Origin of the sequence: Synechococcus sp. HK05 (assembly GCF_019104765.1) — a bacterium.
Taxonomy (GTDB): Bacteria; Cyanobacteriota; Cyanobacteriia; order PCC-6307; family Cyanobiaceae; genus Vulcanococcus.
Window position 1 is genome coordinate 1 of the sequence record NZ_JAHRXJ010000002.1, and the last position, 15,523, is coordinate 15,523.

Sequence of the window (15,523 nt, forward strand, 5' to 3'; positions counted from 1 at the left end):
GCAGGCTGACCGTATGGATGCTGCCGTGGCGCAAGTATGCAGGTCTCGGCTACAGCTTCCGGGAACCTGAATTTTCAGCAAGCGCATGCCGTCAGCGCTTGATCGCCACCCGGCGGCAGGTGATTCAGGATGTCACACGGCGCCAGGGCTTCGCGAGCCGGTGGCCGCTGCGCGGACACCGGCCCTGGCGCTCGCGTGATCTCTGATGTCCTTGCCGCCGCCGGGAAGTGTGGCGTTGGTTCATCACGCATAGCGTCCTCCCGCGGCTGCGGTGGCCCGGCGCTTTTGGGCCTGCTGTAAGCGCCTAGAAGCGGCAGTGGTGGCTGCGTCCTGGGCACTTGATGAATGCTCAGCTCTTAGAAGAGTTGCCGCACTGCTGATGCCCCAGGCACCCAGATCTAGAGCCGTAAAGATTCAAGAAGAGGGCCACGAAAGACCCGTCCCACCTGGCGCATAGTACGCCCGTACTGATACAATAAAGAGGTGATCAAGGGATCGCCTCCGCTGTCGCCGGAGCCCTTGAAAGGAATCTTCTGTGCTCTTTTATGTCCATGCTTTCACTCACCCAGGCCGCCGCATTGGCGCCGCCTGCTGCTTCTTTATTCGGCTCGCTGTTTCTCCCTGGCAGTGGCCAGCTGGTGATCGTGGCCGGTGGTGGCCGTGAACTCGCCTGGCCCTCTGAGCTGATCGCCACCCACTTGCTCAGCGCTTCCCGTGGCCGCTTGGTGCAATCGCTCTTCCATGGCGGTGCCCGCGGCGCTGATCAGGCGATCGCCTTGGCTGCCGATCAGCTCGGCTGGCCGCAGATCGCCTGCCCCGCTGCCTGGCAGCAGCACGGCCGCGCCGCTGGCCCGATCCGCAATCGCCAGATGCTCGAACGCTCGCTCGATCTGGCCTCCGCTCTACCCCTGGGCGCTGGCCTCTTGGTGATCGCCTTCCCGGGTTCCCGCGGCACCGCCTCCCTGGTGGATCAGGCCCGCCGCCTCAGCCGACGCTCAGCCATCCCGATCGAGGTGATCGATATCGCGGCTGCGGCATAGGCCACCTGCGCGATTCCCTCTCTTCTGCCTCTCCTCACTCCCAAACACCCATGTCAGTTGCCATTGCTGTCACCACACCTCCAGCCGATACGCCGCAGCTGCCCACCCTCTGGGAACTCGGCACTGATCTCCAGGCCGAAACCCACTGGATTGCTCGCCTCTCCGAGCGCCTCGATACCGAGGACGACGACGAACGCGCCCTCGCCATCGCCGATCTTGAGGAATCCCTGGCCCTGGAGGACAACAAACGCGAGGCCTTCATCCGCAAGGCCGATGCCACCTGCTGGGTGATCGAGCGCCTCCGCGCAGAAGCCAGCTACCACCTGGCCCAATCCAAGCGCTTCTCAGCCCTGGCCAAACGAGAAGACAACCGCGCCGACGCCCTCGAATCCACTCTCATCCACCTGCTCTCCCGCCTCGATCCCTCCGCCACTTCCCACCACCTCACCGATCACCACCTCTCCTCACGCACCACAGAAGCGATCGAGATCGATGACGCAGGTCTCCTCCCCCCAGATCTGCTGACCACCCAAACCACCACCACCCCCAACAAAACCTCCATCAAGGCCCGTATCCGCGCCCTCATCTCCACAGCCACCGCTGGCCTCCCCAAAGCAGAAGCCGCTCACCTCTCCTTCTCCCTTTCATCCACCGCCATCCCCGGCGCACGCCTCATCAAACGCCGCCACTGGTCCATCACCTGAGGGGGCCAGGGGCCCCTTTGCGATGGGGTTTTGCAGTTGCGGGCCCCACTTGCTTCTCACTCCACACACACCCACTTGTTCCCATGGCCATCACATCCACAGCCACCACCCACGCCACCCCTGTGGTGCGCCGGAGCCCTGCGAGCCGGCCGCCTTCCACGCTTCAGCTGCTTCGTGAATCCCTCAGCCAAAAGCCAGACGGTGCTCAACCATCGCAATCACCGCTGACACCTAATGACGACGGCGCCCTGGGCTCCTTGGCGGGATTCACGACCCGACAGATCGCGGCTCTCTCTGCTCCCCTCGATCGCGCCAACGTGCGCCAGCGGGAGCAGGGCCGCAGTCGCGTGAGCTACCTCGAGGGTTGGCAGGTGATTGCAGAAGCCAACCGCATCTTTGGCTTTGACGGCTGGGAGCGCTCCACCCTGATCAGCCGCTGCGTGGCGGAACACGAAAGGCCGATTGGCCGTGATCGCAAAAGCGGCTGGGGCGTGACCTACATCGCCCGCGTGCGCATCACCATCACCGCCGGCAACCGCACCCTCATCCGTGAGGGCTCCGGAGCTGGCCATGGCATCGACACCGACCTGGGCCTGGCCCATGAATCAGCGCTCAAGGAAGCCGAAACCGATGCCACCAAGCGGGCCCTGATGACCTTTGGCAATCCCTTTGGCCTGGCGCTCTACGACAAGCAGCAACGGCAGGTGAGCAGTGCAGCTCCCGCCACACCGGCGCCCGTACCCACTGGAACCAAAGATCCCAATACGGAGGTGGCTGGTGCTCCCCTCCAACCTGCTGTGATCACCCGGCTACAGGAGCAGATCAAAGCCCTGCTCCCTGCTCAACTCGAGGCGTTCTCCAAGGGCTTCCGCACTGCCTTCCACGTGCCCGATGCCCAACCCTCCCTGGCGGGATTGATCACCACCAGCCGACACCAGCGTTGGATTGAGGGCTTCCTGGCGGAGGCGGCTTCCGCCTGATCCATGGAATCTGCCTACTGTTGGCTTGGCGACTGGGTTTTTGCCATGCCGACACCAAGCCATCTGGATTGGGCCGATTGCCCGGCTGTGGAACAGGATCCGCAGCGCGTCAGCGGCGCCTGGGTGTTCCGCGGCACCCGGATCCCCGTGGCGGCACTCTTCCAGAACCTGGAGGACGGCGTTTCCCTGGTGGAGTTCGTTGAACTCTTCCCCGGGGTGAGCGCAGCACAGGCCCGCCAAGTGCTCGAGCACGCCGCCAGAAGTACGGCTGTGGCCCTGGCGTAGTGCGCATCCTGTTTGATCAGGGCACACCAGCGCCTCTGCGGCGATGGCTGAGTGCCCATCAGGTGAGCACCGCCTACGAGCAGGGCTGGTCCACCGTGACCAATGGCGATCTGATTCGCCTGGCCGAGCAACAGGGCTACGACCTGCTGATCACCACCGACACCAACCTGCGTTATCAGCAGAACCTGGAGGACCGCACCATCGCAATCCTGGTGCTCTCCACCACCAGCTGGCCGCGGATCAAAGCCGCAGCCGATCAGGTGGTGGATGTGGTGGCTGATCTTGCGTCTGGGGATTACTGCGAGCTCCGGATTCCCTGACCCCCCCAACGGGAGCAGCAGAAAAGGCCGGCTCCTGCCGGCCTGGCCCTCAGCGCGCCTGGTGAGCTGCCACCTCCAGCTCCTGATCGGCCTCAATCGCCCGATCAATCGCCTCCACCCGGGCGAGGAACCCAGCCATCGCTGGAAGCAACTCCTCCTCGAGCAGGGTGATCTCCTCCTCCCCATAGGGGTGATCGATCCAGGGCCTGGGGATCAACAACCCCCGGGCGGTGTGGGTAGCGAGTAGCCACTCCACGGCCCGGTAGCAGGACTCCACCAGGGCAACTGGATCCTCGGGGCCATACCCCAGAACATGCGTAGCCATGACGACCTGACGCCCTACGGCGCAGCGACGGGACGCCTTCAGGACCGCCCCGCCAGTCAAGGGGCGAGTCGATCCGCTGATGCGCGGTGAGCACCGGCACCGCCGGGGCGATCGCGCCACACCAACCAGTCAGCTCGCCTCGCGCAGCCCTTGACCAGGGGCGATCCTGGAGGTGCCCGGCGCGGCGCTTCTTGCGGTGCTCCGACAGCCGGTGGGGTGCATCTGGCGGACTGCTCACCCCCTTAGTGATCCCCCCACACCCGCCGGCCTGGATCCCCTCCCCTGACGGTCTGCACCAGCGCTCGGCTCACCACACAGCCGCGGCGGCGCGTGCCATGGAAGCGGCGTGGATCCCTCCCAGCGTGCCCACCGCGTCAGAGGCGGCAAGGATCAGGCCGGGCCGCTAACGCGGTCCTTGCCGCCTCTGCCCCAGCGGGCCTCGGTCGGGGTGTTCCACGCCTTTTCCTTCCATGGCACGCCCCACCGCTCCCTGCTGCGAGATCCGCTTCCTGGTGCTGCATACCTATCCCGATGGCATCAAGGCCTATGGCCATGAGCGGATCACCACGCCCATCGGTCGCCGCGGCAAGCCGGTCAAAAGGCTCCGCCTGATCCCTGCAGAAGATGCCTATGCGATGGCCCGTCATTTCCAGGGCACCAAAGGCACCACCGTCTCGGTGATCTGAGCCGTCTCGGGAGGCTCCGCCTCCCGCCTTCACCTTGCTCGATTTCCTTGTGAGCTGGTGCTGGATGGTTCTGAGTTGTGATTAGAAGCCCTTGTTATCCATGAGTCAGCCACCTTGGGGGGAATAGATACAATGAGTTTCTGCTGGATATTGCGGAAGTGGCGTAGTGAAACAGGACTTCGACTCATTTGGATCATGCGACATCAACGTATTCGCGGTGTGCATTGGTTCATGCACCTTGCGCCTGAACCCAACCGGCCTAGCAGGTCTCGTGGAATGATTTCGGTTTGATCAATGGCTGGAACGACTTCGTACCCATCCATCGATAGATGAGGATCAAAATCTCTATTGGGAAGTCGTCGTAGATCACCGGGCCGTTGACGCCATCAGACGAGTGCGCGCTCAAATGCCTTCTCGGTTGCTCCGGGGGCATCCGAGAAGGCCAGCCCCCACGAAAGGAAAACAACCTTTGTATCAATGAATGCCAAATTCCCTAGGGATACCCGTCGGGCGCATAGGCGTATCCCCTGAGCGGCTGTCCTGCCCAGCTATTCCAGCCTAATCATTCACGATAGGTTTAAGCACTCTCTAGCTAGTGGATTTTCCTTTAACCGATTCCTTCTCGTTACCCTCCGGCTCTGTGTCGGCGGCTAACCAGAAGGCGGATGCGGTCAACCAGCTTGGGCAGCCTGCACGGGCTCGGAATCGGAGACCCTCACGCCGCCTGATCTGCTGTCCTGCCCACCCGGAGCAAAGGCTGATTGGAAATGGTCGCAAATACTACATTCACCTCCTTACGCCTGAGGAGCTCAAGTCGCGAGGGATGGGCGACAAGCGAGCTCGGCTGGTCATGCAGGCCTATCCAGTATTGGTTTTATCGAACGAATGGCTCGAAGAGCTCTTTTGTCAGAGCTGCGGACAAAAGACCTGGTGTCATGTCACCCGCTTGGCTAGCGGAGACCTTCAAGTCAGCTGGGCTAAACGCGAACTGTGGCAGCAGGTCGCTCACGTTGATCCGCTTCAGGCCAACCCTACTGTCAGTGAGTTCACGCGGCGTCAGGCTCGTCGGTTGACTCACAAACGTCATGACGGCCGGCGCTACTGGGATCCGCGCTAGGGAGTAGTGCGCCCTGTGGCGTGGTTCTGAACCGCTCTTTAACCGAGGATGATCGCGCTGTAAACGCTCGAGTCACAGCGATGACGACTGATGTCGAAGTCATTTCCACTTCGGAGTGGCACCGGACGATGTCGCCTTTCTTGTAGTTACGAATTCATCCCAACCTACCGGGCGGTGAAGACAAGTGCTCAGCCGCGACGAGCGCTTGCTGGTGCGTAAACAAGTTTGCATTTGCGCAGGCCGCTTTTTATGCGGTAGCCGCATTCACGGAATATGCAAATACACGATCTGCATCCCAGTTGTAAAATTGCTACTAATCTGCCAGATTTGAATAGTCGGTTTCAAATTCTTCCATCCTCGTGCAGACAGAGTTTGTTTCGGACCTGGTAATTATTGATTACCTTGAGCTTCTCAATAGCACCGTGGCGACATCGGAGGCCTTGGGAATATCTCAAAGCAGTTGCTCTCGTCGATACAGAGCTTTCAGTGATCAGTGTGGATTTAATTTTGACCGAATTGGTGATCGCTACCAACCCACTAGCAATCTAGACATTCTATCCAATCTCAGGCAAGCCTCGCAGCGCATGCGAGTGCGTCAGGCTCAGATGCGCTTTTCGAGGGGATGGCAGATGGGTGAAATGAATCTTCCGGGATTGACGAGATTTGGAGTCGATCTCGATGTTCGATGGATGAATTCATGGCGGATGCTTTCATTGCTTGAGCAGCGGTTGTTGGACGTCGCTGTTATGGGAATCCTTGAGTTCCAGGGGATGATGACGCAATCGCTGACTCGACTAAGGCTCGGCAAGCACTCTATTGGTCAGTCCATGATGTGTATTCCTCTCTGTATTTATGAGCTTCAGCTGCTAGCGCATACTGAACATCCATTGCTGGATCATAATGATAATATCAATCCAGATCAGCTTGCGACTTACCCATCCCCAGCCATCAGCATCGGCTCAGCCCCGATGCTGATGCAAGCCTTGCATGCGCATGGCCTGGCTAACCAACAGTCAGGTTTGACGCAATACCATGAAAGTAAGTGGGAAGGATTCGCTGCCAATGGGATTGGCTTGAGCTATGCAGCTCCCTTTCTCCTGCCCGAGCTGATGAAGCGCTATCAGCTCTGTCCAGTGCGCTACCCGCTTGGTATCAAAGATTGCCTTGCCTTAGTCGGACACGTGGATGTCTTGTCTGACCCTAAATTTGGGGCAACATTCCGCGGTCTCTTAGCAGAGATTCAGAGGGTTTTGGGCACGACGGTATCTGGGCTGCGCTGGCTTGGGTGAAGCGCTGTTGGACGAGTTTTCTTTATGTATTCCGATATTCACGAGTCAAATACTTTCTGTCATTCCGCTTCGCATCATTTAGAATCCGCATACTCCCATTTATGAATCAGGTGCTAACGCCTTGGTCCCGCAGGCAGTTAAAGACCGGCCCTCTAATGCTGGCGTCAGTTACTTCGCTTGTTGTGCTCGGCGATCTGATGACGTCAGTTCAATATGCAGCTGCATCGGGTAATCCAACAGGATCAGGGCCATTCTTGGGCCATACACTCGCAACCCAGGATGCCTATATCATTGGACCAGGAGATCAGCTCGAAATTGTTCTGTTAGATCCTTCCGCCAAAGATCTTGGTGGACGGTTTGAAATCCTTAATGACGGTAGTGCAAGCCTCGCTCTCGTTGGGAGTGTCGTCCTAGAAGGCCTTACGATTAATCAGGCAAAATTATGGCTTCAGGACTTGTATGGGCAGTATCTTCTGCGCCCCTCCCTCAATCTGCAAGTGACACGCCCAAGACCGATACAGGTTTCCATCGCTGGTGAGGTGGAATCTCCAGGTCTCTATTCACTCACTAACAGTGAGATCTCCCAAACAGAAGGTGGCCCATCAACGACGATTAGCGGATTGCCAACAGTGGTTACAGCGATCCAGAAGGCCGGTGGTTTAACGCTCAATGCGGATTTACGCAATGTCATTCTTCAGCGTCGGTTGCCTGGGGCGACAACGCAGATACGAGAAGCTCCGTTGAATCTCGCACTGCTTCTCCAGCAAGGCGATAAAACTCAGAATCCATTCCTTTTTGATGGGGACACAATCATGATTGCACGGGCTGAGATTTCTGACCGTGAAGTGATGGAGCTGGCTGCGACAAACTTCTCGCCCCAGAGTATTCAGGTCAATATTGTAGGGGAAGTTGTTAATCCTGGTCGCATCGAAGTTCAAGCTAATACACCATTGGTTGAGGCGGTTTTGGCGGCTGGTGGTCCTAAGAACTGGCGGGCCAAACGCAGCAACGTTGAGCTCGTAAGGATCAATCGCAACGGATCGGCAACACGTGAAATGTTCTCCATTGATTATTCGCAAGGTGTTAGCTCTGCTCGCAACCCCCCTCTGCGCAATGGCGACACAGTTATTGTCAACCGAAGCAACTATGCAGTGTTGACAGACGCCGTAACGGCTATTGCGACCCCAGTCACAGGTCTTGTCAATGTGTGGGCCCTGATTCAGCTCATCAACGACTCGTCACGCAAAAACTAGTTCTAGGCATCATGATGATTCGCCGATCTGTCCACCCTTGGCTTCTTTTCTCCCTCGCGAATGCAATTCTTTGGCTTAGCCCTTTTCTGCTCAACAGAATCCAGACTATCAGTTTCAGCTCGCAGCTCAACAGGTTCACTGGGGTTGCGCGGCCGATCGATGGTGAGCTCGCGCACTTGATGCTGCTGGATCCCTTGCGTGAGCCGACCGTTAACTCGAGACCCATACCTGAGCTCAGCGCTTTGCCTGTCTCATCTGTGACTCCGCCAAGTAACAGGACCCTTTCATTGCGCCTCTCGTCTGATCGCACTCCTGACACTGAAGCATTACCTGCTCGTTCAGAGACAGGCTTGATGCAACGGTTGCAAATGGCAGATGGCCTTGGAGGTGAAATTACCTTGTCCAGCCTCCAGGAGCCATTGGTTCCTGTTGCCGTGAGAGCAGAGCGATTGATGCAGCGCCGCTCGGGAGATCCTATGGCAGCTTTGCCCAAGCATTGGCGCGATGCCATGCGCCTTGAAGTGGGGGAAGCCGAGGTGAGTGAAGTGGCCACCATTCGTTTGCCAGCACCAGGTGTGAGTGCACGCCAAGAAATCCCCCTTGTTGTTGATGACCAAGGCCGTGGTTCTTCGCTGGTGACTCCCGCAAGCCCTGAGGTCAAATCCGTGGTCGAACGCTGGGCCTCGGATCAGTCACCTGCTTCTCCAGGAACAGTCAAAGTCATGGTGGTTGCAGCAGAGCCGTTAAGGCAACCGGTCGTTCTGCCTGACCAGGCAGCTGTGCCCTCTCCTTAATACCTCATAACAATATCCCCATTTGGGGACATTGCATTCACCACTAAAATACTAGAGTAAACCAGATTANTNTTNGNNCNNCNNNNCCCCCCCCCCCCTTCTCTGGGGAGTGCGGCGATGAAGCCGGGTTACTTCGAGGCCCTTGATCTCTTTGATNTTTGGAGCCTTTNCGGTAATTTGAAGTCTGTTGNAAGTCTGCGCCGTGTTTCAGCGGCTAAGGTTAGNNGTCGTGTCGCTGAATTCATTGGGCAATNCAATATATCTAAGACATCTTNTCCGGGTATCGACGACTTAACAACTGCATTCGAGTCGGAGTGCCTTACTTATTTGAGAAGGTCATATCAGTATTGGCGTCTTAATGCTGATCAGATCAAGGTGTATCCAACGTTTGCAGCCGCATCGCTTTTTCGCGGTTTCGAAGGGTCGGTTGATTTGATGCGGGATTGGTTTCACCGTCCTGAGCAACTGCGTCAGCATCTGATGATGCGGCGTGTTGATCTTATTGTCAGTTCCTGTTTGGATGTCGCTGGGAATCTGCTTGCTGAAGCTCAATCGACGTCACAGTCTTGGTTGGTTGCAGTGCCCCTCTTCCGTGAACCCATTCAGCTACTCTTTAACCCTAACCATCCGCTATCGGATGCCTCGGTGTTGACCCCAAGTGATTTGAGTCCATTTCCAAGTCCAGCCTACCCATCAGGTGTCGCGCCATTGGCTGCAGATGCACTCAGGCCACTTGGACTGTGGAACTCCGCCTGTCGGCATCAAACTTTTATGTTGTCAGAGTGGTACGGAGCGATGGCTTACCCAACAGGTCTCTCGTACAGCACAGCGTTGCTTGAGCCCATGATCCCTGAGCTCACGGAACTTGTTTGCCGTCCTCTGCCTCAGCCTGTCGAGCAAGAAACATGGATCATTCTGCGCAGCGATATCAGTACAAACCCCTCCGTTCAGAAGCTGATAGAGCAACTAAGGTGTCACGTCCTTAGGGTTCTTGCGTCTTGCTCGAGCCCTTGGTCCAGTCTTGATCAGGGTTGATTCAGAATTCTTTCGAGCTTGAGCAAATGTTGTGTCAATGGTCGAGACGTAGGGTGCATCCGTCGTACTTGCTCCAGGCTTGTGAGCAGATCGATCTGCTCTAGCCTCGCCAAGGTTCCGATTGCAACCAACGCCGAGCGTTCTACCCCCGCCCAGCAGTGAAGGTAAAGAGCTGGAGCTTTCTCCATCAGTGTGATGGCTTGATCCATCGCCCGCCGCAGGGCTTGATCATCGAGTGCATCAGGGTTTCGATGGTCAGTCAGCGGAATCCTGGCGCTCAGCCAGTGATCAGGTGGGCACCAGCTGCCTTCGTCGGGAAAGCTGGTGCATAGCACAGATCGAATTCCTGCCTGTTCTAATTCATTCCAATGATCACGAGTCCGTGGTTGCGGACCGATGGCTAGCACCCGAGTGCGTAGCCAGCTCATTCTCAGCGGCTTATCCTCCAAATCTCGGTGAGCATCATCTAGCACTTGGGTGCATCCAAAATGGTGTGATAACTCTGCATCGAGGCATCGAATTTGCTTGATGCGCTACCTGGATGCAGATTTGCTGCAGTTGCAAGGCGGTATGCAGTTTCACCATTTGCTGCTCAGGGGCGGGGCTCCTTGAATCATGTTTAATGCGTGATCGACGACTGCTTGAGCTCCGCTCGCGTCTCTTCACAACATTGCAGGAATTGTGTGTCTGTTCATGCATGGGCTGTGCACCATCTATTTCGACCTACCGCTTGCTTGAGCTCCTCTCACGTTAGTAGTCCGACCCCATCATTATCCCAGCCAATCCATGGCCGTTGCGAGTTGGATCTCAGAAGTCTGCAGTCTTGATCTTCGTAAATCTATCGCTCTTTTCCTGGTTGATGCGGGTTTCACGATCGATGAGGATGGCACGACGGAGCGTCAAGTTTCTGCTTTCTGCTGGGCACAATCCAGTTTCTCCAGACCAGTCCACGTGAAGCTTGTGGCGGCTTGGAGCGATGTTCCGAAGCGTTATGTGTGGATCGAAGTGAGCAGTGACGAGTCGATGCTTCTCCCTGGGACGCTGTGTGACCAGTGCGGTCAGCATCTGATGCAGTCTATGCCACCTATTTGATGTGACATTGATGAACGGACGTGTGTGATTGTTTCGCATCTGATGAACTGTGATCGCGATTTCTTCCTCAAACGACTGACGTTGTCTGACGACGTGTTGCGCTGAGCGTATTTCATGCATCCATTGCTTGACTCAGCCAACCATCGCGTCGTGATGGTGGTCGGTGGTGCTGGCTACCTCGGAAGCCATGTGGCCAGGGCGCTCAGCAGCGCCGGCTTTGGCGTGGTGTTGCTCGACAACCTCTCCACAGGTCATGTGGATCTCGCCCTCAGCCTCAACTTGCCCTTGGTCGAAGCCAGTCTGGGGGACGCCGCTGTTGTGGAGGCTCTCCTCAGTGGTGATCATCCAGCGACACAGAATCGACCGATCGCTGCTGTGGTGCATTGTGCGGCTAGCGATCTCGGTGGATGCCCCGATGAGCTGGCCTCCCTCGCCTGCCAGGCCAACCTTGAGAACACCATGGTCTTGCTGGATGCCTGCGCTCGCGCTGGGCAGAGGTCAGGGCAAGCGGCAGTCCCGATCGTGCTCTCCAGTAGCGCCAGTGTGTATGGACCTTCAGATGAAGAAAACGAGCATCGCAGAGAAGGTCATGCTGTCCATCCGCTCAGTGCGAGTGGCTATTGCCACTGGATCAACGAACAGCTTCTAGCCGATCTAGGTCGCGATATGGCTGTGCCTCATGTGATTTTGCGCTGCTTCAGCGTGGCAGGTGCTGATCCGCAGGGAGGTCTCGGTGAGGATCATTTGCCTGAGACTCATCTAATTCCCTCCATTCTCGAAGCCATGTCGGGCCGCAGGATGTGTCTTGAGCTCTATGGAGTGGATTACCCCACACCCGATGGCAGCCCAATCCGCGATTTCATCCATGTCTGTGATGTTGCTGAAGCTCATGTCCTTGCGGTCCGGCGAGTGCTGAATGTCGGCGGCAGTCACATCTACAACATCGGCACAGGCACGGGGCACTCGGTGTTGCAGGTTGTCGAAGCTGCCAAGGCGCTCACGGGGCATGGCTTGCTCATACACTTGTCACCACGTAGGCGCGGTGACATCGCGCATCTTGTGGCTGATCCACGCCGCGCTAGGCAGGAGCTGGGTTGGCGCTTGCGTTACTCCAATCTCCAGACTATTCTTCAGCACGCCTGGCTTTGGCATCGGTTTCGTTTTGCCAACGACCTCGATCGCTTTGTTTTGCGTCGATGAAGGATGCCAGCGATCCACAACTGCTGCTCGAGTTGCAGCTGTGGCGTGAGCGCCATCAGATTCTCTATCAGATGTTTCTGGATCTCACTGACAATGTTGAGGAATTAAAGGCTCGCCTTGAGGTTTTGAGCCGCTCTTCTGATGGTGGCCATCACACCCGCCAGCAGGATTACCCATGATGACCGACTTCTCAAGTCTCAACTGTTCAGGCCGCGTTGCTCTGATTACAGGGATTACTGGGCAGGATGGATCGTATTTGGCAGAGCTGCTTCTGGCGAAGGGCTATCAGGTGCATGGAATCAAGCGTCGCGCCAGCAGCTTTAACACCACTCGTATTGATCACCTCTACCAAGACCCCCACGACGCATCGCCCCAGCTGGTGTTGCATTACGGCGATCTAACCGATAGTACGAACCTCATCCGAATCATCGGGCAGGTGCAGCCTGATGAGATCTATAACCTCGGGGCTCAGAGCCACGTGGCGGTCAGTTTTGAAGCCCCGGAATACACCGCTAATAGTGATGCCCTCGGCACGTTGCGGATCCTTGAAGCCGTGCGGCTGTTGGGTCTCACGGAGCGAACCCGCATCTACCAGGCCAGCACCAGTGAGCTCTATGGATTAGTGCAGGAGATCCCGCAACGTGAATCCACTCCTTTCTATCCCCGTAGCCCCTATGCGGTGGCCAAACTCTACGGCTATTGGATCACGGTGAACTACCGAGAGGCCTATGGCATGTATGCCTGCAACGGCATCCTGTTCAATCACGAGAGCCCGCGGCGTGGCGAAACCTTCGTGACACGCAAGATCACGCGCGGCCTGTCTCGGATCGACGCCGGCCTGGATGACTGCCTGTATATGGGCAATCTCGATTCCCTGCGGGACTGGGGCCATGCCCGTGACTACGTAGAGATGCAGTGGCGCATGCTGCAGCAGGATCAACCCGAAGATTTCGTGATCGCCACGGGCCGGCAGGAATCGGTGCGCCGCTTTATTGAACTCACTGCAACGCAGCTGGGTTGGGGCGGCATGCTCTGGGAGGGCAGCGGCGTAGACACCATTGGGCGTCGCGCTGATACCTGTGCTGTGGTGGTCCAGGTGGATCCGCGTTATTTCAGGCCAACTGAGGTGGAGACCCTGTTAGGCGATCCCAGCCGAGCCCGCGAACGGCTGGGTTGGACTCCCACCACCACGCTGGAGCAACTTGTGGCTGAGATGGTGGAGACCGATCAGGAGGAGGCCGCGAAGGAGGCCTTGCTGCGTCGACAGGGTTTTGTGGTGGTGGGTTCGATGGAAAATCCACCCAGCTCCGACGCGGCGTTGGCTGCTAGTGCGGCAGCCTCACGATGACCGCAGATTCAAGAGCATTGCTGCGGCCCAGTGACACCGTCTTCGTGGCGGGGTCTCGCGGTATGGCTGGCCAGGCCATCAGCCGCGCCCTGAGCCGCCGCGGCTATGACCGCCAACTGCTGGTTGGGCGCGATCAACTCGATCTCCTCGATGGAGGCGCCGTTGAGCGCTGGTTTGCCCAACAGCGACCGGATGTGGTGGTGTTGGCGGCGGCTAGGGTCGGTGGCATTCACGCCAATCGCAGCTACCCGGCCGACTTCCTGCTGGAGAATCTGAAGATTGAGCAAAACGTGATCGAAGCAGCCTGGCGCTATGGCGTTCGTAGGTTGTTGTTTCTTGGTAGTAGCTGCATTTACCCCAAATACGCCGAGCAACCGATCCGCGAGGAAGCACTGCTCAGTGGTCCGTTGGAGCCCACCAATGCCTGGTATGCGATCGCCAAGATCGCAGGCATCAAACTGTGTGACGCCCTGAGGCTGCAATACGGCTTTGATGCCATCAGCCTGATGCCCACCAACCTCTATGGCCCAGGCGACAACTATCACGCCACCCATAGCCATGTGCTCCCTGCTTTGATCCGCCGCTTCCACGAGGCTGCTGTTGCTGCGGATCCAGTGGTGCGTTGCTGGGGTAGCGGGCGGCCGTTGCGTGAATTCCTCCATGCTGATGATCTCGGTGAAGCCTGTGTCTTCGCCTTGGAGCATTGGGATCCCACTGCGCCTGATGCGCCCAAGGACGACGACGGCCAGCCGCTTGGACTGCTGAACGTGGGATCAGGGGAAGAAACCAGCATTGCTGAGCTGGCAGGCCTGGTGGCGCAAGCCACGGGTTACAGGGGTGAGATCCAATGGGACCCAAGCCAACCTGACGGCACGCCTCGCAAATTGCTCGATTGTTCGCGGCTGGCCCAGTTGGGTTGGTGTGCCCGGATCCCCCTGCGTACGGGAATCGAGGCCACCGTGCAGCTGTTTCGTCAGCAGTTGCAGGCGCAACAGGTTCGCCTCTAGGAGTGGCTTGATGATTTTGGTTACAGGTGGGGCTGGTTACATCGGCTCCCACACCGTACGTGCTTTGCAGGAGCAAGGTTTCGATGTGGTGGTGCTCGATAACTTGGTGTACGGCCACCACGACATCATCACCACACTGAATGTTCCCTTTGTGGAAGGGGATGTAGGTGATCGGAACCTCCTGAAATCAATTTTACGAGGTGAGCATCCGGCCACAGCTGGATCACCAGTGCAGGCTGTGTTGCACTTCGCTGCCTTTGCCTATGTGGGCGAAAGCGTTGCCAATCCCCTGCGCTACTACAGCAACAATGTGGTTCAGTCGCTTCATCTGCTTGAGGCGATGGTGGCTGAAGGTCGCCGGCGCGCGAAGCCGATACCGCTGGTCTTCTCCAGCACCTGCGCCACCTATGGCATCCCAGAGTCCGACCAGATTCCGATTGAGGAAAGCTGTCCGCAGTTCCCGATCAATCCCTATGGCCGAAGCAAGTTGATGGTGGAGCAGTTCATTGCTGACTTTGCTTCAGCCCATGATTTACCAGCGGTGGTGTTTCGCTACTTCAATGCCGCTGGCGCCCATCCCGACGGCGATCTGGGTGAACACCATGATCCCGAAACACATCTGATCCCGCTGGTGCTTGACACCATGGCTGGTCATCGCCCCTATCTCCAGATCTACGGTGACGATTACCCCACTCCTGATGGCACCTGCATCCGTGATTACATCCATGTGTGTGATCTCGCCATTGCACATGTGTTGGGCTTGCAGCGCATCTTGAGCGTCGGCCAAGGCTATGAGGTTTACAACCTGGGCAATGGCTTGGGCTACTCCGTGCAGGAGGTGATCAGCTGCGCGAAGGCCGTCACGCAATGTGGTTTGCTGGCTCACGTCGCACCAAGGCGCAGCGGTGATCCTGCCGTGCTGGTGGCTTCCGCGGCTAAGGCGATGCGTGAACTGGGCTGGGTGCCGCAGTTCACAGATCTCCACACCATGATTGCCCATGCCTGGACTTGGCACATGCAGCGCTTTGTCACGCGTTGATTTTGTCGA

Annotated in this window: 18 protein-coding genes; 17 read left to right on the forward strand and 1 reads right to left on the reverse strand. The window is 57.7% G+C overall.

Annotation, left to right across the window (positions count from 1 at the left end; all coding sequences use genetic code 11):
- The 6 genes from KUL97_RS01165 to KUL97_RS01190 all read left to right on the forward strand — a co-directional run.
- Positions 1-206, forward strand: a 206-nt coding sequence (locus tag KUL97_RS01165) for a hypothetical protein (RefSeq protein WP_217795000.1), incomplete at its 5' end; no start/stop codon positions are given.
- 345 nt (positions 207-551) lie between these two features.
- A complete protein-coding gene (locus KUL97_RS01170; RefSeq protein ID WP_217795002.1) occupies positions 552-1,040 on the forward strand; it encodes an SLOG family protein in 489 nt (162 codons plus the stop codon).
- 50 nt (positions 1,041-1,090) lie between these two features.
- On the forward strand, positions 1,091-1,744 hold the full coding sequence (locus tag KUL97_RS01175) for a siphovirus Gp157 family protein (protein ID WP_217795004.1): 654 nt from the start codon (positions 1,091-1,093) through the stop codon (positions 1,742-1,744).
- Between the two features lie 83 nt (positions 1,745-1,827).
- Complete coding sequence (locus KUL97_RS01180; RefSeq protein WP_254896065.1) at positions 1,828-2,724, forward strand: RAD52 family DNA repair protein; 897 nt, start codon at positions 1,828-1,830, stop codon at positions 2,722-2,724.
- A 3-nt stretch (positions 2,725-2,727) separates the two neighbouring features.
- Positions 2,728-3,009, forward strand: a complete 282-nt coding sequence (locus KUL97_RS01185) for a DUF433 domain-containing protein (RefSeq protein ID WP_254896066.1) — start codon at positions 2,728-2,730, stop codon at positions 3,007-3,009.
- Entirely contained in the window at positions 3,009-3,329 is a 321-nt protein-coding gene (locus KUL97_RS01190) for a hypothetical protein (RefSeq protein ID WP_217795006.1), read from the forward strand. Before KUL97_RS01185 ends, KUL97_RS01190 begins: the two co-directional genes overlap by 1 nt.
- A 49-nt stretch (positions 3,330-3,378) precedes the next feature.
- Here KUL97_RS01190 and KUL97_RS01195 read toward each other — a convergent pair whose 3' ends face one another.
- Positions 3,379-3,654, reverse strand: coding sequence for a hypothetical protein (locus tag KUL97_RS01195; protein WP_217795008.1), 276 nt, complete (start codon positions 3,652-3,654; stop codon positions 3,379-3,381).
- 470 nt (positions 3,655-4,124) lie between these two features.
- On the opposite strand from KUL97_RS01195, the gene KUL97_RS01200 reads away from it, so the two are divergent.
- The 11 genes from KUL97_RS01200 to galE (KUL97_RS01250) all read left to right on the forward strand — a co-directional run bounded on the left by KUL97_RS01200 (position 4,125) and on the right by galE (KUL97_RS01250) (position 15,514).
- Positions 4,125-4,340 (forward strand): hypothetical protein, encoded by a 216-nt coding sequence (locus tag KUL97_RS01200; RefSeq protein ID WP_217795010.1) that lies wholly within the window; start codon positions 4,125-4,127, stop codon positions 4,338-4,340.
- A 1,476-nt stretch (positions 4,341-5,816) separates the two neighbouring features.
- On the forward strand, positions 5,817-6,746 hold the full coding sequence (locus KUL97_RS01205; RefSeq protein ID WP_217795012.1) for a hypothetical protein: 930 nt from the start codon (positions 5,817-5,819) through the stop codon (positions 6,744-6,746).
- A gap of 182 nt (positions 6,747-6,928) precedes the next feature.
- A complete protein-coding gene (locus tag KUL97_RS01210) occupies positions 6,929-7,999 on the forward strand; it encodes an SLBB domain-containing protein (protein ID WP_368656051.1) in 1,071 nt (356 codons plus the stop codon).
- Positions 8,000-8,352: 353 nt separating this feature from the next.
- Positions 8,353-8,793: a hypothetical protein gene (locus tag KUL97_RS01215; RefSeq protein WP_217795014.1), complete on the forward strand. Its 441-nt coding sequence runs from the start codon at positions 8,353-8,355 to the stop codon at positions 8,791-8,793.
- 483 nt (positions 8,794-9,276) lie between these two features.
- Positions 9,277-9,828 (forward strand): LysR substrate-binding domain-containing protein, encoded by a 552-nt coding sequence (locus KUL97_RS13835; protein ID WP_368656068.1) that lies wholly within the window; start codon positions 9,277-9,279, stop codon positions 9,826-9,828.
- A 786-nt stretch (positions 9,829-10,614) separates the two neighbouring features.
- A complete protein-coding gene (locus tag KUL97_RS01225; protein ID WP_217795018.1) occupies positions 10,615-10,920 on the forward strand; it encodes a hypothetical protein in 306 nt (101 codons plus the stop codon).
- Positions 10,921-11,034: 114 nt separating this feature from the next.
- Positions 11,035-12,120, forward strand: coding sequence for a UDP-glucose 4-epimerase GalE (gene galE / locus KUL97_RS01230; RefSeq protein WP_217795020.1), 1,086 nt, complete (start codon positions 11,035-11,037; stop codon positions 12,118-12,120).
- A complete protein-coding gene (locus tag KUL97_RS01235; protein ID WP_217795022.1) occupies positions 12,117-12,299 on the forward strand; it encodes a hypothetical protein in 183 nt (60 codons plus the stop codon). Before galE (KUL97_RS01230) ends, KUL97_RS01235 begins: the two co-directional genes overlap by 4 nt.
- A complete protein-coding gene (gene gmd / locus KUL97_RS01240) occupies positions 12,299-13,468 on the forward strand; it encodes a GDP-mannose 4,6-dehydratase (RefSeq protein ID WP_217795024.1) in 1,170 nt (389 codons plus the stop codon). The genes KUL97_RS01235 and gmd overlap by 1 nt, the downstream gene beginning before the upstream one ends.
- Positions 13,465-14,475, forward strand: coding sequence for a GDP-L-fucose synthase (locus KUL97_RS01245; protein ID WP_217795026.1), 1,011 nt, complete (start codon positions 13,465-13,467; stop codon positions 14,473-14,475). Before gmd ends, KUL97_RS01245 begins: the two co-directional genes overlap by 4 nt.
- Positions 14,476-14,485: 10 nt before the next feature.
- Positions 14,486-15,514: a UDP-glucose 4-epimerase GalE gene (galE, locus tag KUL97_RS01250; protein WP_368656052.1), complete on the forward strand. Its 1,029-nt coding sequence runs from the start codon at positions 14,486-14,488 to the stop codon at positions 15,512-15,514.
- Positions 15,515-15,523 lie beyond the last annotated feature (9 nt).

Bases quoted from the DNA above. Each gene is read 5' to 3' on its own strand.
- KUL97_RS01170 (WP_217795002.1), top strand. From the start codon at position 552: ATGCTTTCACTCACCCAGGCCGCCGCATTGGCGCCGCCTGCTGCTTCT.
- KUL97_RS01175 (WP_217795004.1), top strand. From the start codon at position 1,091: ATGTCAGTTGCCATTGCTGTCACCACACCTCCAGCCGATACGCCGCAG.
- KUL97_RS01180 (WP_254896065.1), top strand. From the start codon at position 1,828: ATGGCCATCACATCCACAGCCACCACCCACGCCACCCCTGTGGTGCGC.
- KUL97_RS01185 (WP_254896066.1), top strand. From the start codon at position 2,728: ATGGAATCTGCCTACTGTTGGCTTGGCGACTGGGTTTTTGCCATGCCG.
- KUL97_RS01195 (WP_217795008.1), bottom strand. From the start codon at position 3,654: ATGGCTACGCATGTTCTGGGGTATGGCCCCGAGGATCCAGTTGCCCTG.
- KUL97_RS01200 (WP_217795010.1), top strand. From the start codon at position 4,125: ATGGCACGCCCCACCGCTCCCTGCTGCGAGATCCGCTTCCTGGTGCTG.
- KUL97_RS01215 (WP_217795014.1), top strand. From the start codon at position 8,353: ATGCAACGGTTGCAAATGGCAGATGGCCTTGGAGGTGAAATTACCTTG.
- KUL97_RS13835 (WP_368656068.1), top strand. From the start codon at position 9,277: ATGCGGCGTGTTGATCTTATTGTCAGTTCCTGTTTGGATGTCGCTGGG.
- KUL97_RS01225 (WP_217795018.1), top strand. From the start codon at position 10,615: ATGGCCGTTGCGAGTTGGATCTCAGAAGTCTGCAGTCTTGATCTTCGT.
- galE (WP_217795020.1), top strand. From the start codon at position 11,035: ATGCATCCATTGCTTGACTCAGCCAACCATCGCGTCGTGATGGTGGTC.
- KUL97_RS01235 (WP_217795022.1), top strand. From the start codon at position 12,117: ATGAAGGATGCCAGCGATCCACAACTGCTGCTCGAGTTGCAGCTGTGG.
- gmd (WP_217795024.1), top strand. From the start codon at position 12,299: ATGACCGACTTCTCAAGTCTCAACTGTTCAGGCCGCGTTGCTCTGATT.
- KUL97_RS01245 (WP_217795026.1), top strand. From the start codon at position 13,465: ATGACCGCAGATTCAAGAGCATTGCTGCGGCCCAGTGACACCGTCTTC.
- galE (WP_368656052.1), top strand. From the start codon at position 14,486: ATGATTTTGGTTACAGGTGGGGCTGGTTACATCGGCTCCCACACCGTA.